This is a genomic window from Pseudomonas sp. UYEF17, from assembly GCF_040546125.1.
GTDB classification, from domain to species: Bacteria; Pseudomonadota; Gammaproteobacteria; order Pseudomonadales; family Pseudomonadaceae; genus Aquipseudomonas; species Aquipseudomonas putida_Z.
The window spans coordinates 576,718-602,162 of sequence record NZ_JBEPNE010000001.1 but is presented as its reverse complement, the minus strand read 5'-3'; the positions used below and the strand labels follow the sequence as shown (position 1 = coordinate 602,162).

Genomic DNA, 25,445 nt, shown 5'->3' with positions numbered 1-25,445 from the left:
AACGAAGGCGAGAAGTACACCGTCCGCGACGTCAAGCTGTCCGGTGACCTGAAGGTGCCGGAAGACCAGGTCAAGTCGCTGCTGCTGGTGCAGCCCGGCCAGGTGTTCTCGCGCAAGGTGATGACCAGCACCTCCGAGCTGATCACCCGCCGCCTGGGTAACGAAGGCTACACCTTCGCCAACGTCAACGGCGTGCCGCAGCCGAACGATGAAGACCACACCGTCGACATCATGTTCGTGGTCGACCCGGGCAAGCGTGCCTACGTCAACCGCATCAACTACCGCGGCAACACCAAGACCGAAGACGAAGTGCTGCGTCGCGAAATGCGCCAGATGGAAGGCGGCTGGGCCTCGACCTACCTGATCGACCAGTCCAAGACCCGTCTGGAGCGTCTGGGCTTCTTCAAGGAAGTGAACATCGAGACCCCGCCGGTGCCGGGCACCGACGACCAGGTCGACGTCAACTACAGCGTCGAGGAGCAGGCCTCCGGCTCGATCACCGCCAGCGTCGGTTTCGCCCAGAGCGCCGGCCTGATCCTCGGTGGCTCGATCAGCCAGAGCAACTTCCTCGGTACCGGTAACAAGGTGTCCATCGGCCTGACCCGCAGCGAGTACCAGACCAAGTACAACTTCGGCTTCACCGACCCCTACTTCACCGCCGATGGCGTCAGCCTGGGCTACAACCTGTTCTACAACAGCACCGACTACAGCGATTACTACGACGACGGCGTGTCCTATTATGCGATCGACAGCTACGGTGCCGGGGTCAGCTTTGGCTACCCGATCAACGAAACCTCGCGCCTGACCTATGGCCTGACCCTGCAGCACGACAATATCTCGCCCGGCACCTACAGCGCCGACGAGATCTACGACTTCATCGCCCGCGAAGGCAAGAGTTTCAACAACCTCAAGGCCTCGATCGGCTGGTCGGAATCGACCTTGAACAAAGGCGTGCTGGCTACCCGCGGCCACTCGCAGAGCCTGACGCTGATGGCCACCACCCCTGGCAGCGACCTGTCGTTCTACAAGCTGGACTACAGCGGCCAGACCTACCTGCCGCTAACCAGCAACACCTCGCTGCGCCTGCATACCAGCCTGGGCTACGGCAACGGCTACGGTTCCACCGACGGGCTGCCGTTCTATGAAAGCTACACCGCAGGTGGGCTGGGTTCGGTGCGCGGGTTCAAAGACGGCAGCCTCGGCCCGCGCAATACCCCGGCCACCGGCACCTACGCCAGCGCCGGGCAGGCCTATTACTCCGACCGTGACACCGACGTGCTGGGCGGCAACATCCTGATTGCCGGCGGCGCCGAATACATCTTCCCGTTGCCGTTCGTGAAGGATCAGAGCCAGCTGCGCAGCTCGGTGTTCGTCGATGCCGGCAACGTGTACGCCGACACCTGCTACCTGTCGACCACCCAGGGCTGCGGCAGCGTGGACCTGGCACAGATGGCCGTGTCGCTGGGGGTTGGCGTGACCTGGTACAGCCCAATGGGGCCGTTGAGTTTCAGCCTGGCGGCACCGCTGAAGAAGCCGGATGGGGCAGAAACCCAGATCTTCCAGTTCTCGCTGGGCCAGACCTTCTGATGCCTGACTCCGTGTAGGAGCAGCCTTGTGCTGCGAAGAGGCCAGCACGGCCGACGGAAATGTAGAGGCATGACTAGCCTCTTCGCAGCGCAAGGCTGCTCCTACAGCGACCGCACCGAGCTGGTGTTGAGCATTACCCGCTTTTACCCCTGCTTAACCCAAGTTGACAGTGACCTTGCTTAAGCTGGCCAGGACTCGTACCCCGCCCAGCAGGACATGCCCATGCCACCCTTCACACCATGCTTCCCCACTTCACTGCGCCCCGACGAAGTCCCGGTCGCGCTACTCGACCTGGTCCAGCAGCGCCTGGCCGGGCTGCTCGGCCCGCGCTTCACCGTGGTGCTGGGCGGCAGTGGCAACGGTGCCGGGGTCAGCCACTACCACCTGGCAATCCAGCACAACCAGAGCGGTGTTTCCCTGGAGGACACCGGCGCCGTCGGCACCGGCTTCATCGAGCGCCTGCTGCGCATGGCCACCCAACTCAAGGCCATGTTCGACTCGGCCACGTTCAGCAGCATGGGCAGCGACGACCCGCGCCGCCCACTGGTGTGGATCAGCGAGCTGGCCAGCCCCAAGGAAATGATTACAATGCATGCCCCAACCTGAAATATGTTTTCTCCATGAAATCACTGCTTTACGCCGTATCCTTACTGTTTTCCTTTACCCTGCCCGCCCTTGCCAGCCCACCGGCGACCTTCACCGAAGCCAAGGTGGTGGCCAAGCAGAAGGTGTACATGGACCAGGCCAGCAGTGCCATGGGCGACCTGTACTGCGGTTGCAAATGGGCCTGGGTGGGCAAGTCTGGCGGGCGTATCGATGCCGCCTCTTGCGGCTACCAGACCCGCAAGCAGCAGAACCGCGCCGAACGCACCGAATGGGAGCACATCGTGCCGGCCTACACCTTCGGCAACCAGCGCCAGTGCTGGAAGAACGGTGGCCGCGAGCATTGCGTGGATGACGACCCGGTGTTCCGCGCCATGGAGGCCGACCTGTTCAACCTGTACCCGGCAGTGGGCGAGGTCAACGGCGACCGCAGCAATTTCAACTACGGCATGGTTGCTGGCAATGCAGGGCAATACGGGCAGTGCTCCACCAAGGTCGACTTCGTGCAGCGTGCTGCCGAACCACGTGACGAAGTGAAAGGCCTGGTCGCCCGCACCACCTTCTACATGTACGACCGTTACAAGCTGAGCATGTCGCGCCAACAGCAGCAGTTGCTGATGGCCTGGGACAAACAGCACCCGGTGTCGGCCTGGGAGAAAGAGCGTGACCGGCGCATTGCCGCGATCATGGGCCATGCCAACCCCTTCGTGACCGGGGAACGCAAATGGACCGCCAACTACAAGCCAGTCGGCAGTGGCGTGGTGCAAGCGGTGCCGGCGAAGGCTGCCAAGCCAGAGGCCAAGCCGAGCCTGGCCAGTGCCGGGTCGGTGGGGGCGGTGCTTGGCAACCGCAACAGCCACGTCTATCACCTTTCCGTCGGCTGCCCGGGCTATACCCAGGTCACCGCGAAGAACCAGGTCACCTTCGCCACAGAGGGTGAGGCGCAGGCAGCGGGTTATCGCAAGGCGGGCAACTGCCGCTGATCACCTTCCTCGGGGCCTGCGCGGCCCCTTTGCAACCGAGCGGGCTGCACGGCAGCCCGCAACAATGACCATCCGTCGCCCAGACGGCACCCCACTCCCCGCCCCCAGCCCAACGAATGACAGATCATCCGCAAAGGAGACGTTCCATGATCCGCATTCGCCCACTCTCACTGTGCCTTGCCCTTGCCCTGGCCAGCGTCACTGGCACCAGCTTCGCCGCCACCGACACAGACACCGACAGCCGCCCGCAAACCGACCAGTACGGTGGCAAGACCGCCGGCGAAGACAGCAGCGTCAACAGCCCAGGCAGCAGCAAAGCCAACGACAGCAGCGACACCGGCAGCAATAGCGATGCCGCGGACGGAGCGGCTGGCGGCTCCAACAGCACCGGCGAAGCCACCGGCTCCGGCGCCGGGCACACCGGTGGCACCGCCGAGGATCAGGACAGCCATTGAGGCCGGGCTGGGCTACACTGCGCCGGAACGCCCTGCCAAGGATTCACCATGAACCTCAAACCCTGGCTGCTCGCCGCCCTGCTGCCGTGCAGCGCCTTGGCCGTCGCTGGTGGCCAGGGCGCACTGTCGATCAGCTCATCGTCGTTCACCGATGGCGGCGTGATCGCCTTGCAACAGGTTGGCCCGGACCCAGCCTGTGGTGCCGGCGAAGAGCGCACCCCGCAACTGAGCTGGGACAACCTCCCCGCAGGCACCCAGTCGCTGGCCCTGATCATGTTCGACCCGGACGGCGGCAAGGGCATTGGCGTGGTCCACTGGATCGCCTACAACATCGACCCGGCCCAGGATGGGCTGAAGGAAGGCGTCGCCGGGCTGACCGGGCAAGGCGTGACCGTGGGGCGCAACTCGCGGGGCTCGCTCAGCTACCGCGGCCCCTGCCCACCCGCCGGCGACAACCCGCACCACTACGCACTAACACTGATCGCCACCGACCTGCCATTGGGCACCCTGCCCGAAGGCCTGGACCGCAGCGGCCTGCTGCAACTGCTGCAAGGCCACGCGCTAGGGGCGCAGAGCCTGGTCGGGCGCTATGGCCATTGAACCGTGCGGTACAAAAACAATTGATCACCCCCATAGCATTTATCCATTGAATGGCCCGGCCGAACTGAAGTAAGCTCGGGCTCATTCACTGGAGAGCAACATGCCGAAACACACCCGCAACCACGCCAACCACACCGGTCGCAGCCTGCGCCCTGTGCTGGCCGTTGCCGGCTGCGTGGCACCTGCCAGCTATTACTTTGGGTATTGGTTTAGCCACTAGGCGCCGATACCCACACGGCGCCCACCTTCGAGGGGCCGCCGAACATGAGAATACTCAAACCCCCGGTCGGCTCCCCGACCGGGGGTTTTGCTTTTCAGGCCTTTGAACAACACCGATTCACATTGAGGACAGATTCATGAACTACGCCACTTATTACTACGCAAACACCTACGCCTGGCGATTTAGCCAATCCCGTTCGGGCCAGCCTGCCGCCTCCGTTCGGTCTTCCACAGGTGGCAATGCAGCAGCCAATACGAATTCAACGATCTGTCGAACACCTCGATAGGGCCGACCATGCGGGCCAGAACCCGCCGTCCGCCCAGGGAAAAAACGCCATGCAAGCTTCCAGCCTCGCCCTGACCCAGCCGCAAGCCGCCAACACCACCGTCAGCCAGCGTCTGCCCAGCCCGCACCTGCTCAAACAGCAAATGCCGCTGTCCAGCGAACTTACCCAGCAAGTCCATGCCCACCGCCAGGCCATCCGCGACATCCTCGAAGGCCGCGACCAGCGCCTGCTGGTGATCGTTGGCCCGTGCTCGATCCACGACCCGCGCTCGGCCCTGGAATACGCCGACCGCCTGGCCGCCCTCAGCCGCGAAGTCGACGACAAGCTGCTGCTGGTGATGCGCGCCTACGTCGAAAAACCCCGCACCACGGTCGGCTGGAAAGGCCTGGCCTACGACCCGCACCTCGATGGCAGCGACGACATGCACGCCGGCATCGCCCTGTCCCGCGGGCTGATGCTGAACATGATCGAACGCGGCCTGCCGGTTGCCACCGAACTGCTGCAGCCAATGGCCGCCGGCTACTTCGATGACCTTCTGGCCTGGGCCGCGATTGGCGCGCGCACCACCGAGTCGCAGATCCACCGCGAAATGGTCAGTGGCCTGGAGCTGCCGGTCGGCTTCAAGAACGGCACCGACGGCGGCATCGCCATCGCCAGCGACGCCATGCGCAGCGCCGCCCACCCGCACCGCCACTTCGGCATGGATGCGCAGGGCTACCCGGCCATCATCGAGACCTTGGGCAACGCGGACACCCACCTGGTGCTGCGCGGCGGCCACAAGGGCCCGAACTTTGACGCCAACAGCATCGCCATGGCCCGCCAGGCGCTGGCCAAGGCCGGGCTGCAGGCGCGGATCATGGTCGATTGCAGCCATGCCAACAGCGGCAAGGACCCGGCGCGCCAGCCGGCGGTTTTCAACGATGTGCTGGAGCAGCGCCTGGCCGGCGACCGTTCGATCGTCGGCGTGATGATCGAAGGGCACCTGTTCGACGGCTGCCAGGCGCTGGGCAAGGGCGCGCTGAAATACGGCGTGTCGATCACCGACGGTTGCCTGGGCTGGGCTTCGACCGAAACCCTGTTGCGCGAGGCGGCACAAAAACTCTAGGTAGCGGGATGCAAGCCTGGCGAGACATACCCCGGACAAGTGCGCTAGGCTTGCCTTTTTTACCCCAAGGAGCAGTACCCATGGCCCGTGCAACCGCCCGCCACATCCTGGTCAGCAGCGAAGAGAAATGCAACGAACTGAAAGCCCAGATCGAAGCAGGCGCCGACTTCGCTGAAATCGCCAAAGCCAACTCCACCTGCCCGTCCAGCCGCCAGGGCGGTGACCTGGGCTCGTTCGGCCCGGGCCAGATGGTCAAGGAGTTCGACACCGTGGTGTTCAGCGCCCCGGTCAATACCGTGCAAGGCCCGGTGAAGACCCAGTTCGGCTACCACCTGCTGGAAGTGACCAGCCGCCAGGACTAAGTAGCCAATAGCTGCTCATGTCCCCTGTGGGAGCGGCGGTGCGCCGCTGCGCTTTACCCGCGAATGCGTCCGTTCACGCAACGTCGTTGCCTGATCTGGCGCTTTCGCGGGTGAACCCGCTCCCACAGGCCCTGTGTTACCTTTTTCTGCTTTGTTTTTCCTTCAATAGTCAGGCTGCACCCACCCACGCCCTCACCGTCTACGGCGAAGCCCCCCGCTACAACGCCGGCTTCCAGCATTTCGACTACGTCAACCCCGACGCCCCCAAAGGCGGCATCCTGCGCCGCTCGGCCATCGAGATCGGCCAGTTCGACCATATCCTGCCGTACATCGACAAAGGCATCGGTGTCAGCGAGGTCGATGGCCTGCTGTACGCGCCACTGGCCGTGCGCTCGTTCGATGAACCCTACACTGTCTACGGCCTGATCGCCCGGCGCATGGAGCGCGGCCCGGAGGATGCCTGGCTGCGGTTCGAGATCGACCCGCGCGCCACCTTCGCCGATGGCAAGCCGGTGCGCGCCGAGGACGTACGCTTTACCTTCGAGCTGCTGATGAGCAAGGGCAGCCTCAAGTACCGCACCCAGTTCGCCGATGTTGCCGGCGTCATCGTGGAAAGCCCGCACAGCGTGCGCTTCGACTTCAAGCCCGACCACGGCCGCACCCTGCCGCTGGACCTCGCCAGCCTGCCGGTTCTGCCCGAACACGACTGGCAGCAGCGCGATTTTGCCAACGGCGCCGGCTTCGACAAGCCGGTCGGCAGCGGGCCGTACCGTATCGGGCGCATCGACAACGGCCGCAGCATCACCTTCGAGCGCGACGCCAACTGGTGGGCGCGCGATCTGCCGGTCAGCCGTGGCCGCTACAATTTCGACAAGCTGCGCATCGAGTACTTCGGTGATACCGAAGTGGCGCGGCAGGTGCTCAAAGGCGGCGGCTACGACTACAACCGAGAATTCTCCGCCACCGCCTACACGCTGGGCTACAACGGCGCGCAACTGGACGACGGCCGCCTGCAGCGTGCCCACCTGGGCCCGGCCAAACCGCAGGTTGCCCAGGGCTTCGTGTTCAACCTCGACCGGCCGCAGTTCAAGGACCGTCGCGTGCGCCAGGCGCTGGGCATGCTGTGGGACTACGAGTGGAGCAACCGGCAGATGATGCGCAACATGTACATCCGCCAGCAGAGTGTTTTCTCCAATACCCCGCTGGCCGCCCGCCAACTGCCGGATGCCGGCGAGTTGAAACTGCTCGAACCGTTGCGCGGCAAGGTGCCGGACGAAGTCTTCAGCACCGTGTTCACCGCCCCGGTCACCGATGGTTCGGGGATCATCCGCAAGCAGCAGCTGCAGGCACTGGCGCTGCTCGAGCAAGCGGGCTGGCGCCCTGAAGGCGACCGCCTGGTGAACAGCCAGGGCACGCCGCTGGCGTTCACCTTCCTCAACGGCCAGGCAGGCATGGAGCGCCTGCTGCTGCCGTGGAAGCGCAACCTGGCACAGATTGGCGTGACCCTGGACATCCGCAACGTCGATTCGGCCCAGTACGTCAACCGCCTGATGGCACGTGACTACGACATGATCGTCACTGGCTACCCGGTCACCCTGTCGCCCGGCGCCGAGCTGTACAACTATTTTGGCTCGGCAGCGGCCCACGACCCTGGGTCGAACAACCTGATGGTGCTGCAGGACCCTGCCGTGGACCGCCTGATCGACGGCCTGGTGCGCGCCGACACCCAGGCCGACATGCTGCACCACGCCCATGCCCTGGACCGGGTGCTGCAATGGAACTACTACTGGATCCCCAACTACTACCCACCGGGCAGCTCCACTGCCTGGTGGAACCGCTTCGGCCTGCCCAAGGTCCAGGCTGCCTATGACGAAGGCCTGGACACCTGGTGGGAAGTCAGCCCCACCGCGCTGACCAACGCGCAAATGGCCGAGCGCCGGAAATCCTCGCCATGACCACCTACATTCTGCGCCGCCTGTTGCTGATCATTCCCACCCTGCTGGCGATCCTGCTGGTCAACTTTGCCATTGTCCAGGCCGCGCCGGGTGGTCCGGTGGAGCAGGCGGTGGCACGCCTGCAAGGCATCGGCGGCGGCGCTCCCGGTGCCCGAGCCGAGGTGGTGCATGGCGAGTCACGGGCCACCCGTGGCCTGGACCCGAAACTGATCGAGGAGATCAAGCGCCAGTACGGCTTCGACAAGTCCGCCCCCGAGCGCCTGTGGTTGATGCTGGGCCAATACGCCCGGCTGGACTTCGGCAACAGCTTCTTCCGCGGCGCCAAGGTCACCGACCTGATCCTCGACAAGTTGCCGGTCACCCTGTCGCTGGGCTTCTGGGCCACGCTGATCACCTACCTGGTGTCGATCCCGCTGGGCATCCGCAAGGCAGTGCGCCATGGCAGCCGCTTCGATGCCTGGAGCAGTGCACTGATCGTGGTCGGCTATGCCCTGCCCTCGTTCCTGTTCGCCCTGCTGCTGATCGTGCTGTTCGCCGGCGGCACCTCGCTCAGCTGGTTCCCGGTGCGCGGCCTGGTCTCGGACAACTTCGACGAGCTCAGCCTGCTGGGCAAGGTCGCCGACTACTTCTGGCACCTGGTGCTGCCGGTCGGCGCCCTGGTGATCGGCGGCTTCGCCACCCTGACGCTGCTGACCAAAAACGCCTTCCTCGACGAAATTTCCCGGCAATACGTGGTTACCGCCCGCGCCAAGGGCCTGAGCGAACGCCGGGTGCTGTATGGCCACGTGCTGCGCAATGCCATGCTGCTGGTGGTGGCCGGGTTGCCGCAGGCGTTGATCACGGTGTTCTTCGCCGGCTCGTTGCTGATCGAGGTGATCTTCTCGCTCGATGGCCTGGGCCGCATGAGTTACGAGGCGGCCGTGGCGCGGGATTACCCGGTGGTGTTCGGCACGCTGTTCATCTTCACCCTGGCGGGCCTGCTGATCCGCCTGATCGGTGACCTGTCGTACACCCTGCTCGACCCGCGTATCGACTTCGACACGAGGGCGCGCTGATGCTTTCACCGATCTCGCGTCGTCGCCTGCAACGCTTTCGCCGCAACCGCCTCGGCTGGGTTTCGCTGTGGCTGTTCGCCGCCCTTCTGCTACTGAGCCTGTGTGCCGAGCTGGTGGCCAACGACAAACCGCTGCTGCTGGGCTACAAGGGCGACCTGTACGTACCGGCGCTAAAGCGCTACACCGAGCAGCAGTTCGGCGGCCAGCTGCCGTTCCAGCCAGACTACCGCAGCGCCTATGTACGCCAGCTGATCGAGCAGCAAGGTGGCTGGATGCTGTTCGCCCCCATCCCGTTCAGCGCCGATACCCCCAACTACGACCTGCAGGTACCCACCCCCAGCCCGCCAAGCGCGAGCAACTGGCTGGGTACCGACGACCAGGGCCGCGATGTGCTGGCCCGGGTGCTGTATGGCACCCGGGTATCCTTGCTGTTCGCCTTCGCCCTGACCGTGGTCAGCGTGCTGATCGGGGTGGCGGCCGGTGCTTTGCAGGGCTACCACGGCGGCTGGGTCGACCTGGTCGGCCAGCGCCTACTGGAGGTGTGGTCGGGGTTGCCGGTGCTGTACCTGCTGATCATCCTCAGCGGGTTCGTCGAGCCGGACTTCTGGTGGCTGCTGGGGATCATGGCGCTGTTCTCCTGGCTGACCCTGGTCGATGTGGTGCGCGCCGAGTTCCTGCGCGGTCGCAACCTGGAGTACGTGAAGGCCGCAAGGGCGCTGGGGTTGCCAGACAGCCAGGTAATGCTGCGGCACATCCTGCCCAATGCCATGAACGCAACGCTGACCTATGTGCCGTTCATGCTGACCGGGGCGATCACCACCCTGACTGCGCTGGATTTTCTTGGTTTCGGCATGCCGGCCGGGAGTGCTTCGCTGGGAGAGCTGGTGACCCAGGGCAAACAGCACCTGGAGGCGCCGTGGCTGGGCTTTACCGCGTTCTTTGCGCTGGCGGTGATCCTGTCGCTGCTGGTGTTTATCGGGGATGCCTTGCGCGAGGCGCTCGACCCCAGGGGATAGGTTTTCAGGTCTGGCCTCTTCGCGGGCTTGCCCGCTCCCACAGGTACCCCGCAGTCCTCAGGATTTGTGGTGACCCTGTGGGAGCGGGCAAGCCCGCGAAAAGGCCGGCCCTGCTTACACAGATTTCAGGATTTCTACCCATGCACGACAGCGACAGCCTCAAGGACTACCCCCAGGTACGGCAACTGGCGATCCGCTCGTTGTTCGAGATCATCGAGCAGTCCAGCGAGGGCACGGTAATCGTCGATCGCCAGGCGCGCATCGTCTGGATGAACGAGCGCTACGCCCGGCGCTTTGGCCTGGCCGACGCCGCCAGCGCCATCGGCCAGCCATGCGAGGCGGTGATCCCGGGCAGCCTGATGCGCGAAGTAGTGAGCAATGGCCGGCCAATCCTGCTGGACATGCTCGACACCCCGAACGAGCCGCTGGTGGTAATGCGCCTGCCCATCCACGACGACCAGGGCGCGCTGATCGGCGCCATCGGCTTCGCCCTGTTCGATGAGTTGCGCAGCCTGTCGCCACTGCTCAAACGCTACTCCAGCATGCAGCAGGAGCTGGCCTCGACCCGCTCGCAATTGCGCGCCCGCCAGGCCAAGTACAGCTTCGCCCAGTTCGTCGGCAGCAGCGCCGCCAGCCTGGAGGCCAAGCGCCGCGCCCGGCGTGGCGCAAGCAGTGATTCGCCGGTGCTGCTGCTGGGCGAAACCGGCACCGGCAAGGAACTGCTGGCCCATGCCATCCATGCGGCGTCGGCGCGGGCGCACAAGGCGTTTGTCAGCATCAACAGTGCGGCGATCCCCGAGACGCTGCTGGAAGCCGAATTCTTCGGCACCGCCCCCGGCGCCTTTACCGGCGCCGATCGCAAGGGCCGCAGCGGCAAGCTGCAACTGGCCGAAGGCGGCACGCTGTTCCTCGACGAGATCGGCGACATGCCGCTGGCCCTGCAGAGCAAGCTGCTGCGGGTGTTGCAGGAGAAGGAGTACGAGCCGGTAGGCTCGAACCAGATGCTGCGCAGTGATGTACGCATCATTGCCGCCACCTCCATCGACCTGCAGGCCGCCATCGCCCGCGGGGCATTCCGCGCCGACCTGTATTACCGGCTGAATGTGCTGCCGATCGAGGTGCCGCCACTGCGGCAACGGCTGGAGGACCTGCCGGCACTGTGCGAGGCCATCCTGGGGGAACTGGGCAGCCAGTATGAGCTCGAGGCCGAAGCGCAGCAGCTATTGGCGCGGCATGCATGGCCGGGGAACATTCGCGAGCTGCGCAATGTGCTGGAGCGGGCCACGCTGCTGACGGATCAACCGCGGTTGGGGGTGGCGGATCTACGGGCGGCATTGGGGCCGTTGAGCCCGGTGGCGGCGGAACCCGGGCGTCAGACTTACCGAGAAGCGTGCGAGCAGTTTGAACGCAGGCTGATTGCCGAAGCGTTGGCTGAGCATGAGGGAAATGTGCCAGAGACTGCGGCAGCATTAGGGTTGGGGCGATCGACCTTGTACAAGAAGATGGTAGCGCTTGGTCTCTGATTGGAGACTTATGTTTCCATTTTGAGATTGCCGCGAGGGCTTTGCCCCCGATCGCGACACAAGGCCGCTCCTACAGGAGATCGCGTTGCACTTGTAGGAGCGGCCTTGTGTCGCGATGGGCCGCAAAGCGGCCCCAAAATCTCAAGACAGAGACAAAAATTCAGTAGAAAACAAAATACCTATATAAATCAATGAGTTAAAAACTGGCACGATTCCCGCTTTCTCCTGCTCACCGATAAAAACAAGACTCACCCAGGAGACCCACCCCGATGACCGTGCTCATCGCCCTAGCCGCTCTGGCCCTGCTGATGCTGGCTGCCTACCGCGGCTACAGCGTAATCCTCTTCGCCCCCATCGCCGCCCTCGGGGCGGTACTGCTCACCGACCCGTCTGCCGTGGCCCCCGCATTCACCGGGGTGTTCATGGAGAAAATGGTCGGCTTCATCAAGCTCTACTTCCCGGTGTTCCTGCTGGGCGCCGTGTTCGGCAAGCTGATCGAGCTGTCCGGCTTCTCGCGCTCGATCGTCGCCGCCGCCATCCGCGTGCTCGGCACCCGCCAGGCGATGCTGGTGATCGTGCTGGTCTGCGCCCTGCTCACCTACGGCGGCGTGTCGCTGTTCGTGGTGGTGTTCGCGGTGTACCCGTTCGCCGCCGAGATGTTCCGCCAGAGCAATATCCCCAAGCGCCTGATCCCGGCAACCATCGCCCTGGGCGCGTTCTCGTTCACCATGGATGCCCTGCCCGGCACCCCGCAGATCCAGAACATCATCCCCAGCACCTTCTTCAACACCACCGCCTGGGCCGCGCCCTGGCTGGGCCTGATCGGCACACTGTTCGTGTTCTGCACCGGCATGGCCTACCTGCAGCGCCAGCGCAACAAGGCCCAGCGCGCCGGTGAAGGCTATGGCAGCGACTTGCGCAACGAACCGGAAACCGCTGCCGACCTGGCGCTGCCCAACCCTTGGCTGGCCCTGTCGCCGCTGCTGCTGGTGGGGGTGATGAACCTGCTGTTCACCCACTGGATCCCGCAGTGGTACGGCCCCAGCCACAGCCTGCAACTGCCCGGCATGAGCGCGCCGGTGCAAAGCGATGTGGCCAAGCTCACGGCCATCTGGGCGGTGCAGGCGGCGTTGCTGGTGGGCATCCTGATGGTGCTGGTGTGTGCCTTCGGCGCCATCCGCACCCGCCTGGCCGAAGGCACCAAAAGCGCCGTGGGCGGCGCCTTGCTGGCGGCCATGAACACCGCCTCGGAATACGGCTTTGGCGCGGTGATCGCCTCGCTGCCGGGCTTTCTGGTATTGGCCGACGCCCTGCGCGGCATCCCCAACCCACTGGTCAACGAAGCCATCACCGTGACCTTGCTGGCCGGCATCACCGGCTCTGCCTCGGGCGGCATGAGCATCGCCCTGGCGGCCATGGGCGACAGCTTCATCGCCGCCGCCAATGCCGCCAACATCCCGCTCGAAGTGCTGCACCGGGTGGCCGCCATGGCCAGCGGGGGCATGGACACCCTGCCGCACAACGGTGCGGTCATCACCCTGCTGGCCGTGACCGGGCTGACCCACCGCGAGGCCTACAAGGACATTTTCGGTATTACCCTGATCAAGACCCTGGCGGTGTTCGTGGTCATCGCCACGTTCTACGCCACCGGCATCGTCTAAGGAGCTTTGCATGACCCTCAAAGGCAAGACCGCACTCGTCACCGGTTCCACCAGCGGCATCGGCCTGGGCATTGCCCAGGTGCTGGCCCGCGCAGGCGCCAACATCGTGCTCAACGGCTTCGGCGACCCTGGCCCGGCGCTGGCCGAGATCGCCCGGCACGGGGTGAAGGCAGTCCATCACCCGGCCGACCTGTCGGACGTGGCCCAGATCGAAGCGCTGTTCGCCCTGGCCGAGCGCGAGTTCGGCGGCGTCGACATCCTGGTCAACAACGCCGGTATCCAGCACGTGGCGCCGGTGGAGCAGTTCCCGCTGGAAAGCTGGGACAAGATCATCGCCCTCAACCTGTCGGCCGTGTTCCATGGTACGCGCGTGGCCCTGCCCGGCATGCGAGCGCGCAACTGGGGGCGCATCATCAACATCGCCTCGGTGCACGGCCTGGTCGGCTCCACCGGTAAGGCGGCCTATGTGGCGGCCAAGCACGGCGTGGTCGGCCTGACCAAGGTGGTGGGCCTGGAAACCGCCACCAGCAACGTCACCTGCAATGCCATCTGCCCCGGCTGGGTGTTGACCCCGCTGGTGCAGAAGCAGATCGACGATCGTGCTGCCAACGGTGGCGATCCGCTGCAAGCGCAGCACGATCTGCTGGCAGAAAAACAGCCATCGTTGGCCTTCGTCACCCCCGAACACCTGGGTGAGCTGGTACTATTCCTGTGCAGCGAGGCCGGTAGCCAGGTTCGCGGTGCCGCCTGGAATGTCGATGGTGGCTGGTTGGCCCAGTGACGGGCGGCCTGGGCCTGGTGACGGTCTTGCATTCGTTTATCTGCAAGGAGGCCCTATGCGCCCAACCCCGATGACCGCGATCCTGGCCCTGACCCTGGCTGCCGCCGCACCTGCGATGGCAGCCAGCCTGAAGGACGTCGCGCCCTACCCCGAGGCGGAAAAAGGCTTCACCCGGCAGGTCATCCACCTGCCGGCCCAGGCTGATGAGTCGGCCTATCAACTGGAAATCCTCGCTGGCAAGACCCTGAAGGTGGACTGCAATCGCCAGCGCCTGGGCGGCAGCCTGGAGGAACGTACCTTGGAAGGCTGGGGCTACAGCTACTACCGCCTGGACAAGGTCAGCGGCCCGGTCAGCACGCTGATGGCCTGCCCCGATGGCAAGAAGACCGAGGCCTTCGTGCCAGTGGTCGGTGAAGGGTTCATGCTGCGCTACAACAGCAAGCTGCCGGTGGTGGTGTATGTGCCCAAGGACGTCGAAGTGCGCTACCGCGTCTGGACCGCGTCGCAGGACGTGCAAAAGGCTAAAGTAGAGTAACGCGCAAGCCCCTGCTGTCAGGGGGCTTCTTCGCGGGCACGCCCGCTCCTACAGGCTATCACCAGGCTGGACATCTACGCTGTACCTGTGGGAGCGGGCGAGCCCGCGAAGGCGCCCTCGAATCCAAATGATCATCTGGAGGTTCGGCATGAACGATGTGCTCTGGCGCCCCTCCACGGCGCAGATCGAGGCCAGCCGGATGGATGCCTTCCGCCGCCGGGTCAACCTGCGCTACAACCTGCAACTCGACGACTACCAGGCGCTGCACCGCTGGAGCATCGAGCAGCGCCCTGCCTTCTGGCAAACCCTTGCCGACTATTTCCACGTTCACTGGCATACCCCGCCGAGCCAGGTGCTCAGCGAAGGGCCGCAGATGCCCGATGCCCAGTGGTTCAGCAACGCCACCCTCAACTTCGCCGAACACCTGCTGCGCCGCCGCGACGACCGCCCGGCCCTGGTCGCCGTGCGCGAAGACGGCCAACGCCAGCTGTTCACCCATGCCCAGCTGGCGGCCCAGGTGGCCGGCCTGCAAACAGCCTTCAAGGCCGCCGGCATCGTCCCCGGCGACCGGGTAGCCGCGGTCATGCCCAATACCTGGCAGACACTGGTCGCCATGCTTGCCTGCACCAGCCTCGGTGCGGTGTGGTCCAGCTCCTCGCCCGAGTTTGGCGTACACGGCATCATCGACCGCTTCGGCCAGATCGAGCCCAAGCTGCTGATCGCCTGTGCCGGGTACCAGTACGCCGGCAAGGCCATCGACCAGGTGGACAAGGTCAACCAGGTGTGCGCGCAGCTGCCCGGGCTTCAACAGCTGATCGTGGTGCCCCATACCCGCAGCGGGACGCGCGCCGACGAATTCCAGGCCGCCAACGTCAGCCTGTGGGACGAGTTCTTTCAGCCCGGCGGCGAGCCCCGCTTCACCCCGCTGCCCTTCGACCACCCGCTGTACATCCTGTATTCCAGCGGCACCACCGGTGTGCCCAAGTGCATCGTCCACCGCGCCGGCGGCGTGTTGTTGCAGCACCTGAAGGAACATGGCCTGCACAACGATCTGAAGGCCGATGACGTACTGTTCTACTACACCACTTGCGGCTGGATGATGTGGAACTGGCTGGCCAGCGGCCTGGCGGTGGGCGCCACGCTGGTGCTGTACGACGGCTCGCCGTTCCATCCCGGCCCCGAGCGGCTGCTGGACCTGATCGACGCCGAGGGCATCCAGGCCTTCGGTACCAGCGCCAAGTACTTGGCGGCGTTGGAGCAGGCGGGCCTCGAACCTGCGGCAAGCCACCGCCTGGAACGCTTGCGCCTGCTGCTGTCCACCGGCTCGCCGCTGTCGCCACACAGCTACGACTACGTGTACCGCAAGATCAAGGCCGACCTGTGCCTGGCGTCGATGTCCGGCGGCACCGATATCGTCTCCTGCTTCGTGCTGGGCAACCCGACCCTGCCAGTGCGCCGTGGCGAGATCCAGTGCAAGGGCCTGGGCATGGCGGTGGAAGTGTGGAACGAGCATGGCCAGCCGGTGCAGGGCGAAAAAGGCGAGCTGGTGTGCACGCGCAACTTCCCGTCGATGCCGCTGGGGTTCTGGAAGGATACGGACGGCAGCCGCTATCACGACGCCTACTTCAGCCAGTACCCGGGGGTGTGGGCCCAGGGCGACTATGCCGAACAACGTTCTGATGGCGGGCTGGTGATTCATGGCCGCTCCGATGCCGTGCTCAACCCCGGGGGGGTGCGCATTGGCACGGCGGAGATCTACCGCCAGGTGGAAAAGGTCGAGCAGGTGCTGGAAAGCGTGGCCATCGGCCAGGACTGGCAAGGCGACGTGCGGGTGGTGCTGTTCGTTCGCCTGCGTGACGGCCTGCAGCTGGATGAGGCCCTGCGCCAGCACATCCGCCAGGTGATCCGCCAGTACACCACGCCCCGCCATGTACCGGCGGTGATCGCCCAGGTCGATGACATCCCACGTACCATCAGCGGCAAGCTGGTGGAGTTGGCGATTCGCAATGTGGTGCATGGCTTGCCGGTGAAGAACACCGATGCCCTGGCCAACCCCGAGGCGCTGGAGCAGTTCCGGGATCGGGAGGAGTTGCAAACCTGACCCTTGTAACCGTCCCTGTAGGAGCGGCCTTGTGTCGCGATGGGGCGCGAAGCGGCCCCGGCAACCTGTGCTGCGAAGCTGAAAACCTGGGGCCGCTTCGCGCCCCATCGCGACACAAGGCCGCTCCTACAAGGACGCGTAATCGCCTCAGCACAATACTATGAGGCATAATGCCCACCTTTTTCGCCCCCGAAGCACAGGTACCCCATGAAAGCCCAAGCCCGCCACATCCTGGTCAAGACCGCTGACGAAGCCGAAAAGCTCAAGCAGCGCATCGCCAACGGCGAGGCTTTCGATGTGCTCGCAAAAAAGTTCTCCACCTGCCCTTCGGGCAAGCGTGGCGGCGACCTGGGTGAAATCCGCCCCGGGCAGATGGTCGGCGCCATCGACCAGGTGATCTTCAAGAAGCCCCTGCGCGTGGTGCACGGGCCGATCAAGAGCAAGTTCGGTTATCACCTGGTGCAGACGTTCTACCGCGACTGATAGCCCCGGGCCACCTGACATTTTTGCCAGTTGTCCCCTTACCGTACAAAACATACAACTCAGGCAGTGGCCCTTCTAATGGACTTGGAGACTTGTCTATGCGCTGCCCTCGCCTGCTTCTGCCTGCCGCACTCCCTCTGCTCACTTTGCCTTTGCTGTCTCATGCCCAATCCCTGACCGTTGCAGCAGGCGACGACCTGGACGCCATCGTTCAGACGTCAGCTGCAGATCAGTTCATCATCACCGGCGGCAAGGTCACGTCGTTGCACCAAGGCGAGGGGCAGGACACGTTCAACATGTCTGGTGGCGAACTAGGGTCGCTCAATCAAGGCGGTGCCACGGACGAATTCGTCATGACCGGGGGTATCATCAAGGATGCCTTCGAAGATGGCGACAATGTCTGGTTCAAGGGCGGCAGCATTCGCCGTATCGACCTCAAGATGGCTGATAACTTCCTCGAAATGTCCGAAAACCTTGGTGTAGAAACCATCGTTGTTGCCAACGTGGTCAGCGGCCTTGGCAACGATACTTACATCCTGACTGGCGGCACCATCGGTGGAGACCTCCGTACCAGCAGCGGCGACGACGAGATCAATGTCAAAGGCGTCGATCTGAAAGGCGAGATACGTGCCGGCCAGGGCAAGGATAAACTCAACTGGACGAGCGGCAAGATCGGCAAGAAAGTCGACATGGGCGCCGACAATGACACGGCCACTGTCAGCACACTCGACTTGAGCAGTTCAACAGTGCTGTTGGACGGCGGTACGGGCACGGATACCCTGACGTTTCAGCAAGCCAAGGTCGATCAGGGTGCCTTGTATGTCAACTGGGAGTCCATCAACCTGAACCAGGGCAGCCAGTTGACCCTGAACGACAGCTTGGCCCTGGGTGACCTGGGCTCCGATCAGCCACCGATAGCCGCAGCCACGGGGACCGGTACCCTGCAAATTGACGCGACCAGCACACTGATCAGTCGCCACGGCAGCATTGTCAGCATCCAGAATGGCAGCAAGGCATCCGTGGTAAACGCCGGCACCATAGACCTGAGCCGCGGCAACGACGCTCAGGGCCGCCTGACCATCCAGGGCGACTACACCGGCAACAATGGCACCCTGCGCCTGAACAGCGTGCTGGCCGGCGACGGCGCTGCCTCCGATCGCCTGGTGGTCAGCCGTGGTGCGATTGGCGGCTCTACCCAGCTGCTCATCAACAACCTCGATGGCGCCGGTGCAACCACCGCGCAGAACGGCATTCAAGTCGTTGAAGCGCGTGACGGCGCGGTCAGCACGGCCACCGCATTTGTCCAGACCCAGACCCTTTCAGCCGGGGCCTACGACTACCGGTTGTTCAAGGGCGGCGTGACTGCAGGCAGTGAAAACAGCTGGTACCTGCGCTCCACCCTGGTTGCGCCACCCGCTTTGGCCCCTGCGCCGGAACCGGGCGAGCCGACACAGCCAACGCAACCGGGCGAGCCAGTGGTGATCGCACCCGCCGCTACCCCGCCTGTCGCGGCCCCGGCGCCCGGCCAGGTCGACCTGCCAGCACCGGTGCAAGGCGAAAGCCTGCCGCTGTATCGCCCGGAAGTTGCGGTGTATGCCGCAGCGCCACAGGGCGCCGCGATCATCGCCCGCCAGGCACTGGGCACGTTCCACCAGCGTCAGGGCGACCAGCAGCTGCTGCAGGGTGACGGCGCCCTGCCCGCCAGTTGGGGGCAAACCTACGGCGGCGCGTTACGTCAGCAATGGAGCGGCACGGTCAGCCCGAGCCTGAATGGCGACCTGTACGGCTTCAAGGTGGGCCAGGACCTGTACGCCAAGGTTGGCGACAGCGGATACCGCCAGCATGTCGGTATCTATGTCAGCCATAGCCGCCTGGACGCCGACGTCAAAGGCTTCGCCCTCGCCGTGGAGAACCGCAGCGTCGGTGACCTGGGGCTTGATGGCGACAGCGTCGGCGCCTACTGGACGCTGGTCGGACCGCAAGGCGGCTACCTCGACGCCGTGCTGCAGTACACCCACCTGGATGGCCGGGCGCGTTCAGACCGGGGTTACAAGCTGAACATCGACGGCCACGCCTGGACCGCTTCACTGGAGTCCGGCTATCCCATTGCCCTGTCCGACCGCTGGGTACTGGAGCCGCAGGCTCAGTTGATCGCGCAAGAAGTCTCGCTCGACAGCGCCAGCGATAGCGTCTCGCACATTAGCCACGACGCCCAGGTCGAGCTGACCGGCCGGTTGGGGGTTCGGCTCGAGGGGGCCTTCAAAGGCAGCAGCGACCGCCTGTTGCAACCCTATGCGCAAGTCAACCTGTGGCACGGCGACGGTGGCCGCGATACCTTGACCTTCGATGGCGTCGACAAGATCAAGACCGATTACCGCTATACCTCGGTGCAACTTGAAAGCGGCGTGGTAGCGCAGGTCAACGAAGCGCTGAGCCTGCATGGCGGCGTGCAGTACACCGCCAACCTGGACAGCCGCCAGCAAGAAGCCAGCGGCGTGAACCTGGGTGTGCGCTGGCAGTTTTAGCGCCGCGCAGCCAACAGCCCGAGGCCGGCGCAGCCCAGCAATGAGGCGCTGACCCGGTTGAACAACCGACGTGGGCCGGGCTGGCTGAACCAGCGCTGCAGGTACGCCCCCAGGCCGGCGTAGATGGCGATGGCGGCCCATTCCAGCAACAGGAACAACACTCCCAGCCAGAGGAACTGCTCGCTCACCGGGGTGGCGCTGCCGACCGAGACGAACTGCGGCAGGAAGGCGGTGAAGATCAGGATTGCCTTCGGGTTACCAGCTGCCACCCAGAACTCCTGACGTGCCAGGCGCCAGGTACCGCGTGGGTGATCGCTTGCCAGCACAGCCTCGCCCACCGGTGCCCGCCACAGTTGCCAGGCGATATAGAACAGGTACGCCGCCCCCACCACCTTGATGGTCAGGAACAGGTATTCGCTGGTGTGCAGCACCACTGCCAGGCCCATGGCCGCCAGGGCGATCATGCCGCTGAAGGCGACGATGCGCCCGCCGCCGGCCACGCAGGCCGTGCGCAGGCCGTAACGGCTGGCATTGTGCAGCGACAGCAGGTTGTTCGGCCCCGGCGCCATGTTCAGGGCGAAGCAGGCGGGGATGAAAAGCAGCAGGCTTGAGAGGTCCATTATTGTTTTCCTTTGGCAACAGGCGTCTATTTCGGCGGGTAGCGGGCCTTGCGGTCAAGTTACAGCCAGCGGAAAAAACTGTATGGGTGCACGGCGCCTGATAAGCTGCCGCGCATACCGAGGACCCTGTGATGCCCCGTTCCCATGCCGCGCTGTGGCGCGACCCGGCCCTGCCGCATGTCGAAAGCCGCCGCGCCTGCCATAGCCGCGCCTGCTACAAGGCCCACAGCCACCCGACGTTTTCCATCGGTGTGGTGGACGCCGGCCACAGTCATTTCACCGGTGCCGGCAACGGCCAGCAACGCCTGTCACCCGGCACGCTGGTGCTGGTCCCGGCCCGCCGGGTACATGCCTGCAACCCCGAGCCCGGGCAGGCGTGGAGCTACCAGATGCTGCATGTGGATGCCGACTGGCTGGCACAGCTGCACCTGGAGTCAGGGCTGGAGGGTGCCGGGCCCGGCGAGCCGGCACGTATCTGCCAGGTGCCGGAGGTGTATCGGCAGTTCTGCGAAATGAACAGTCTGCTGTTCTCCAACGCCAGCAGTGGTGAGAAGGATGCGGCGCTGATTGCCTTTCTGGGTGACCTGGACTTTGCCAGGCACGCGCCGCTGGCACCGGCACCGGCCCTGGGGGCGACCGCGTTGAGTGGGCTGATTGCGCACATCGAAGGCCAGGACCCGGCGCAGTTGAGCCTGGCGGTACTGGCCCGGCAGGCCGGGCTTGGGCGTTACCAGTTGATTCGCGCATTTCGCGCGGCCACCGGGTTTACACCGCATGCCTACCTGCTCAATGCCCGGGTCAACCGTGGGCGGCAATTGTTGGGTGAAGGGCAGGCCCTGGCGGAGGTGGCCTATCGGCTCGGATTTGCCGACCAAAGCCATTTCCAGCGGGTGTTCAAGGCCCATGTGGGGGTGACACCGGGGCAGTATCGGGGAGACTGAAGGCCTGCGCGGTCTGTGTAGGAGCGGCCTTGTGTCGCGAAAGGGCTGCGCAGCAGCCCCGGCAATCTGTGCTGCGGAGCTGAAAACCTGGGGCCGCTTCGCGCCCCATCGCGACACAAGGCCGCTCCTACAGGGACCGCGCCTGCTGGTCAGGCCTGCAATATTGTTCAATACGGCATGAGCGCCAAGGGGCAGAGTCAGGTTTTCCTCCAGAGCAGCCTCACCCCAATGCAACAGTTCCTGATCATCGCCCTCGCCCACTTCCTCGCCCTGCTCTCTCCCGGCCCGGACTTCTTCCTGGTCGCACGCACCTCGGTCAGCGCCGGCTGGCGCGTCGCGAGCGGCGCCTGCCTGGGTATCGCCCTGGCCAATGGCGTGTTCATCGCCATGGCTTTCACCGGCCTGTCGGTACTGCAGGAAGGCAGCCTGCTGTTCACCGCCCTGCAACTGGCCGGCGCCGGCTACCTGCTGTACATCGGCACCCTGTTCCTGCGCCATGCCGGGCAAACCAGCCTGGGCGCAGTCGCTGGCAAGCAGACCGCCCAAGGGTGGTGGCGGGGATTGGGCATGGGGTTCCTGTCCGGCATCCTCAACCCCAAGAATGCGCTGTTCTATGCCAGCCTGGTCAGCATGGTCGCCAGCGCCAGCTTTGCCTGGAAAGCAACCTGTGCCCTGTGGATGTTCAGCATCGTGCTGCTGTGGGACCTGCTGGTTGCCGTGGCCATCGGCAACCCGCTGGTGCTGCGGCGCTTTGCCCGCTGCCTGCCTTGGCTGGAGCGGGCCTCCGGGGTCATGCTGGTGCTATTGGCTGCGGCACTGTTGTTTCACCTGGCCTGGGGCTGACCAGTTGCAGGGTCCGCATGTCCATCAAGGTGAAATGGCCACTGGCCCAGCCACCGGTGTCCAGGTGCCAGACGTTGCCCAGCAGCTTGGCCTGCAGCACCGGCGTGTGGCCCACCAACAAGGCACGCAGGCCCTGCACGGGCTCGGTATCACCTACCTTCAACCGCCGCCGCGACCATTGGCACACCTCCCGTACTTGCGGGTCGTCATCCAGTTCCAGCCAGGTCCTCAACACCGTCCAGTCGGCATATGGGCTGTCGGCATGCAGCAGCCCTACCAGGCCCGCTGCACTTTCAACCTCTATCGCGATCGGCAACTGCTCGAAGCGCTCCACGAAACGCAACTGCTCGCCCCGCGGCAGGTCAAGAAACCAGCCACCCCCGGCGGCGCGATACATGTCCAGATCGAGCCGCCCGCCGCGCACGCGGGTGATTGCCAGGGCCTCATGATTACCCTGCACGGCATGGAACCAAGGCTGCGCCAGCCATTCCAGCGCCGCCTCGCTGTCCGGGCCACGGTCGACCAGGTCCCCCACGCTGAACAGGCGGTCCACGGCCGGATCGAACCCCACCCCATCCAGGCATTGCTGCAGGCGCTGGAAGTGACCATGGATATCGCCCACCGCCAGGTCACGCCCCCGCAGGTTGGCAATCAGACGCCGAAACCGTGCCATTACAATCTTCCTCTGCTGGTAGCGCCATGCCAGGGGTAAAATGGAGGCACACGCAATCTGCCCCGGAGGTGCATCATGCGTACCGCCCTCGTGTGTGCCGTGCTCATGGCGCTGTCACTGGACAGCATGGCACAAGGTGCCCCGGCCGCGCAGGTCGAGGTACGTTTCGAGCATCCGGAAAAATTCCGCGATGCCAGCCTCGACAGCCACGGGTACGAGCGTGGCGCCGACACCTATGTGATGAAAACCCTGACCCAGTACCTGCAGAAGCTTGGCCAACGCTACCTGCAACCTGGCCAGCAACTGGTCATCGACATTCGCGACATCGACCTGGCCGGGCGTTTCGAGCCCTGGCACAGCCAGGCCTACGATGTACGTTACATGCGCGAAATCACCTGGCCGACCATCGACCTCAGCTACACCCTCAGCCAACCGGGCAAACCCGACCAGCAGGCGCAGGAACGGGTCAGCGACAAGATGTACCTCAGCCGCCCGGGCCGGGTCACGAGCAGCAGCGACCGCCTGTATGCCGAAAAGGCCATGCTCAACGACTGGTTCCGCCAGCGCTTCGCTGTCCACCCGGCGTCCTGAAAAACCCTTCACTGGTACAGGCGTTGGTGCCGGTAGTATGCTCGGCCCTTCAACCTGTACCAGGGAAGGGTTTTTCATGAAGTTGTGCGCCGTGCAACTGGCGTCGCTCAAGGGCGATGTGCAAGCCAACCTCGAACGCCACCTGGCCTGCATCGAACAGGCCGCGGCCCTTGGCGCCGAACTGGTGGTATTTCCCGAACTGTCGCTGACCGGCTATGAGCCAACCCTCGCGCGCCAGGCCGCCCTGCCCGTCAGTTCGACGCGGCTGGACCCGCTGCAGGCAGCCTGCGACCGGCTTGGTATCACCGTCGCCGCAGGCCTGCCACTGCCGACCCCTGATGGCATTCGTATCGGCATGCCAATCCTCAGCCGCGGTGCACCGCGCCAGGCCTATGCCAAGCGGCGCCTGCATGATGATGAACTGCCCTGGTTCACCCCAGGCGATCAAGCCTTGTTGCTGCAGGTAGGCGCGCACCGGGTAGCGCCTGCGATCTGCTACGAATCGATGTTCATGGCGCATGCGGCAGCCGCACGGGAACACGGCGCCGACCTGTACCTGGTCAGCGTGGCGAAAACCGCCAAGGGCATCCGCGAGGGTTACCAGCACTACCACGAGGTGGCTCGTGAGCTGGGCATGACGGTGTTGCTGGCCAACTGCGTGGGGCCGGCCGATACCTTCATTGGTGCCGGCGGCTCGGCGGCCTGGGACAGCCACGGGCGCTTGCTGGCCAGCCTGGACGACCACAGCGAAGGGCTGATCGTGCTGGACACCGCCAACGCCAGTGCCATGGCGGTGCCCCTGGCCCCACACCCGGCATGATCTATCTGTTTCTGGCGTTGCTGAGCTATGCCTGTACCTACTACCTGACGGGTCTGCTGATCCAGGGGCAACTGGCCGATGTGGCCGAGGGTTTGCGCCACCGGCCCGACGCGCCGACACCTGGCGAGTACCTGCGCGCAGTCAAGCCCCATGCGCGCCGGGCCCATCGGCAGTACACCCTGATGGCCGGCTCGGCGTTGGCCGTGCTGGTCTGCCTGGTCGCCAGCTGGTTCTGCTGACGCCTTACAGGTCCAGTGCCAGGCTTTGCCGGCCCTCCAGCGCCAGCAGGTACTGCTTGGCCGCCAGGCCACCGGCAAAGCCGGTGAGGCTGCCCGAAGCACCGATCACCCGATGACACGGGGCGATGATCGAGATCGGGTTGCGGCCATTGGCGGCGCCTACCGCTCGCACCGCGCTGGGGTTGCCGATCTGCCGGGCGATGTCGCTGTAGCTGCGGGTTTCACCGAACGGTATCGCCAGCAGCGCGGCCCACACCTGACGCTGGAATTCGGTGCCGGTAAAATCCAGCGCCAGTTCGAAGCGCTGGCGTTTGCCGGCAAAGTACTCGCCGAGCTGGCGGGCGGTTTCCAGCAGTACCGGGCACTGATCATTGCGGTGCAGGGCGCCAAGGCGCACGCGGTTTTCCCGCTCCTCCTCCCAGAGTACGGCTGCCAGGCACTCACCACGGGCTACCAGGGTCAAGGTGCCGACGGGCGACTGCATGAAGGTGAATGCGCTGGACATAAGCAGGCTCCTGCCAGGTTGCGATCAACCTACTGTACGCATCCACAGCCCTGCCTGCATCCGCTTTCTTGCTAAGGCAATCACGCAACCGGAACATCGGCCTCGGCATATTACCCGGACCAGAGCGCCATCCACCGCGTCGCCTGCTTCGCGGGTGAACCCGCTCCCACAGGGACCCCATCAGCTGAAGGAATGCGCCATACCTGTGGGAGCGGGCGCGCCCGCGAACACCGGCGCAGCCGGTGCCATCCACCGCGTCGCCTGCTTCGCGGGCATGCCCGCTCCCACAGGGACCTCACCAGCTGAAGGCATGTGCTGTACCTGTAGGAGCGGCCTTGTGTCGCGATGGGCTGCGAAGCAGCCCCTGAATCCTGTGC

25 protein-coding genes are annotated in these 25,445 nt (G+C 64.8%); 22 read left to right on the top strand and 3 right to left on the bottom strand.

Annotation, left to right across the window (positions count from 1 at the left end; genetic code table 11):
* The 17 genes from bamA to ABIB24_RS02675 all read left to right on the top strand — a co-directional run.
* Nucleotides 1-1,587 (top strand): outer membrane protein assembly factor BamA (bamA, locus tag ABIB24_RS02755; protein WP_354316082.1); only part of this gene is annotated, 1,587 nt, incomplete at its 5' end.
* Between the two features lie 222 nt (nt 1,588-1,809).
* A complete protein-coding gene (locus tag ABIB24_RS02750; RefSeq protein ID WP_137164030.1) occupies nt 1,810-2,193 on the top strand; it encodes a hypothetical protein in 384 nt (127 codons plus the stop codon).
* Between the two features lie 14 nt (nt 2,194-2,207).
* On the top strand, nt 2,208-3,173 hold the full coding sequence (locus ABIB24_RS02745) for an endonuclease (RefSeq protein WP_085616401.1): 966 nt from the start codon (nt 2,208-2,210) through the stop codon (nt 3,171-3,173).
* 146 nt (nt 3,174-3,319) lie between these two features.
* Nucleotides 3,320-3,628: a hypothetical protein gene (locus tag ABIB24_RS02740; RefSeq protein ID WP_137164031.1), complete on the top strand. Its 309-nt coding sequence runs from the start codon at nt 3,320-3,322 to the stop codon at nt 3,626-3,628.
* A gap of 48 nt (nt 3,629-3,676) precedes the next feature.
* On the top strand, nt 3,677-4,228 hold the full coding sequence (locus ABIB24_RS02735) for a YbhB/YbcL family Raf kinase inhibitor-like protein (protein WP_137164032.1): 552 nt from the start codon (nt 3,677-3,679) through the stop codon (nt 4,226-4,228).
* A gap of 555 nt (nt 4,229-4,783) precedes the next feature.
* Nucleotides 4,784-5,839, top strand: a complete 1,056-nt coding sequence (locus ABIB24_RS02730; protein WP_025339231.1) for a 3-deoxy-7-phosphoheptulonate synthase — start codon at nt 4,784-4,786, stop codon at nt 5,837-5,839.
* A gap of 80 nt (nt 5,840-5,919) precedes the next feature.
* Nucleotides 5,920-6,201, top strand: coding sequence for a peptidylprolyl isomerase (locus ABIB24_RS02725; RefSeq protein WP_003258780.1), 282 nt, complete (start codon nt 5,920-5,922; stop codon nt 6,199-6,201).
* Nucleotides 6,202-6,212: 11 nt separating this feature from the next.
* Nucleotides 6,213-8,156 carry an extracellular solute-binding protein gene (locus tag ABIB24_RS02720; RefSeq protein ID WP_394520151.1) on the top strand — a complete coding sequence of 648 codons (1,944 nt, stop codon included), beginning with the start codon at nt 6,213-6,215 and terminating at the stop codon, nt 8,154-8,156.
* A complete protein-coding gene (locus ABIB24_RS02715) occupies nt 8,153-9,211 on the top strand; it encodes a microcin C ABC transporter permease YejB (RefSeq protein WP_286918709.1) in 1,059 nt (352 codons plus the stop codon). Before ABIB24_RS02720 ends, ABIB24_RS02715 begins: the two co-directional genes overlap by 4 nt.
* A complete protein-coding gene (locus ABIB24_RS02710) occupies nt 9,211-10,227 on the top strand; it encodes an ABC transporter permease (RefSeq protein WP_354316081.1) in 1,017 nt (338 codons plus the stop codon). The genes ABIB24_RS02715 and ABIB24_RS02710 overlap by 1 nt, the downstream gene beginning before the upstream one ends.
* Nucleotides 10,228-10,367: 140 nt before the next feature.
* Nucleotides 10,368-11,750 carry a sigma-54 interaction domain-containing protein gene (locus ABIB24_RS02705; RefSeq protein ID WP_137164043.1) on the top strand — a complete coding sequence of 461 codons (1,383 nt, stop codon included), beginning with the start codon at nt 10,368-10,370 and terminating at the stop codon, nt 11,748-11,750.
* A gap of 269 nt (nt 11,751-12,019) precedes the next feature.
* Nucleotides 12,020-13,411 (top strand): GntP family permease, encoded by a 1,392-nt coding sequence (locus ABIB24_RS02700; RefSeq protein WP_075045288.1) that lies wholly within the window; start codon nt 12,020-12,022, stop codon nt 13,409-13,411.
* A 10-nt stretch (nt 13,412-13,421) separates the two neighbouring features.
* Complete coding sequence (gene hbdH, locus ABIB24_RS02695) at nt 13,422-14,192, top strand: 3-hydroxybutyrate dehydrogenase (protein WP_274079465.1); 771 nt, start codon at nt 13,422-13,424, stop codon at nt 14,190-14,192.
* 55 nt (nt 14,193-14,247) lie between these two features.
* Nucleotides 14,248-14,727 carry a serine protease inhibitor ecotin gene (gene eco / locus ABIB24_RS02690; RefSeq protein WP_063914771.1) on the top strand — a complete coding sequence of 160 codons (480 nt, stop codon included), beginning with the start codon at nt 14,248-14,250 and terminating at the stop codon, nt 14,725-14,727.
* 148 nt (nt 14,728-14,875) lie between these two features.
* Entirely contained in the window at nt 14,876-16,828 is a 1,953-nt protein-coding gene (locus ABIB24_RS02685) for an acetoacetate--CoA ligase (RefSeq protein WP_354316080.1), read from the top strand.
* Between the two features lie 207 nt (nt 16,829-17,035).
* Nucleotides 17,036-17,311, top strand: a complete 276-nt coding sequence (locus ABIB24_RS02680; RefSeq protein WP_013972552.1) for a peptidylprolyl isomerase — start codon at nt 17,036-17,038, stop codon at nt 17,309-17,311.
* 98 nt (nt 17,312-17,409) lie between these two features.
* Entirely contained in the window at nt 17,410-19,836 is a 2,427-nt protein-coding gene (locus ABIB24_RS02675) for an autotransporter family protein (protein ID WP_354316079.1), read from the top strand.
* Here ABIB24_RS02675 and ABIB24_RS02670 read toward each other — a convergent pair.
* Nucleotides 19,833-20,456 carry a LysE family translocator gene (locus ABIB24_RS02670; RefSeq protein ID WP_137164048.1) on the bottom strand — a complete coding sequence of 208 codons (624 nt, stop codon included), beginning with the start codon at nt 20,454-20,456 and terminating at the stop codon, nt 19,833-19,835. The genes ABIB24_RS02675 and ABIB24_RS02670 overlap by 4 nt on opposite strands.
* Before the next feature lie 131 nt (nt 20,457-20,587).
* Between ABIB24_RS02670 and ABIB24_RS02665 the strand changes: the two genes are divergently transcribed.
* The gene (locus tag ABIB24_RS02665) at nt 20,588-21,397 is read left to right on the top strand and encodes an AraC family transcriptional regulator (protein ID WP_137164049.1); all 810 of its coding nucleotides are present in this window, start codon (nt 20,588-20,590) and stop codon (nt 21,395-21,397) included.
* A 228-nt stretch (nt 21,398-21,625) separates the two neighbouring features.
* On the top strand, nt 21,626-22,240 hold the full coding sequence (locus ABIB24_RS02660) for a LysE family translocator (protein WP_137164050.1): 615 nt from the start codon (nt 21,626-21,628) through the stop codon (nt 22,238-22,240).
* Here the strand turns inward: ABIB24_RS02660 and ABIB24_RS02655 are convergent.
* Complete coding sequence (locus ABIB24_RS02655) at nt 22,188-22,913, bottom strand: metallophosphoesterase (RefSeq protein WP_354316078.1); 726 nt, start codon at nt 22,911-22,913, stop codon at nt 22,188-22,190. The genes ABIB24_RS02660 and ABIB24_RS02655 overlap by 53 nt on opposite strands.
* Nucleotides 22,914-22,988: 75 nt before the next feature.
* Between ABIB24_RS02655 and ABIB24_RS02650 the strand changes: the two genes are divergently transcribed.
* The 3 genes from ABIB24_RS02650 to ABIB24_RS02640 all read left to right on the top strand — a co-directional run bounded on the left by ABIB24_RS02650 (nt 22,989) and on the right by ABIB24_RS02640 (nt 24,563).
* Nucleotides 22,989-23,504, top strand: a complete 516-nt coding sequence (locus ABIB24_RS02650) for a DUF3016 domain-containing protein (RefSeq protein ID WP_085591104.1) — start codon at nt 22,989-22,991, stop codon at nt 23,502-23,504.
* A gap of 76 nt (nt 23,505-23,580) precedes the next feature.
* Nucleotides 23,581-24,324, top strand: a complete 744-nt coding sequence (locus ABIB24_RS02645; protein ID WP_274079461.1) for a carbon-nitrogen hydrolase family protein — start codon at nt 23,581-23,583, stop codon at nt 24,322-24,324.
* Nucleotides 24,321-24,563: a hypothetical protein gene (locus tag ABIB24_RS02640; protein WP_085692722.1), complete on the top strand. Its 243-nt coding sequence runs from the start codon at nt 24,321-24,323 to the stop codon at nt 24,561-24,563. Before ABIB24_RS02645 ends, ABIB24_RS02640 begins: the two co-directional genes overlap by 4 nt.
* A gap of 4 nt (nt 24,564-24,567) precedes the next feature.
* On the opposite strand, the gene ABIB24_RS02635 is transcribed toward ABIB24_RS02640, so the two are convergent.
* Nucleotides 24,568-25,068: a methylated-DNA--[protein]-cysteine S-methyltransferase gene (locus ABIB24_RS02635; protein WP_137164054.1), complete on the bottom strand. Its 501-nt coding sequence runs from the start codon at nt 25,066-25,068 to the stop codon at nt 24,568-24,570.
* Nucleotides 25,069-25,445 lie beyond the last annotated feature (377 nt).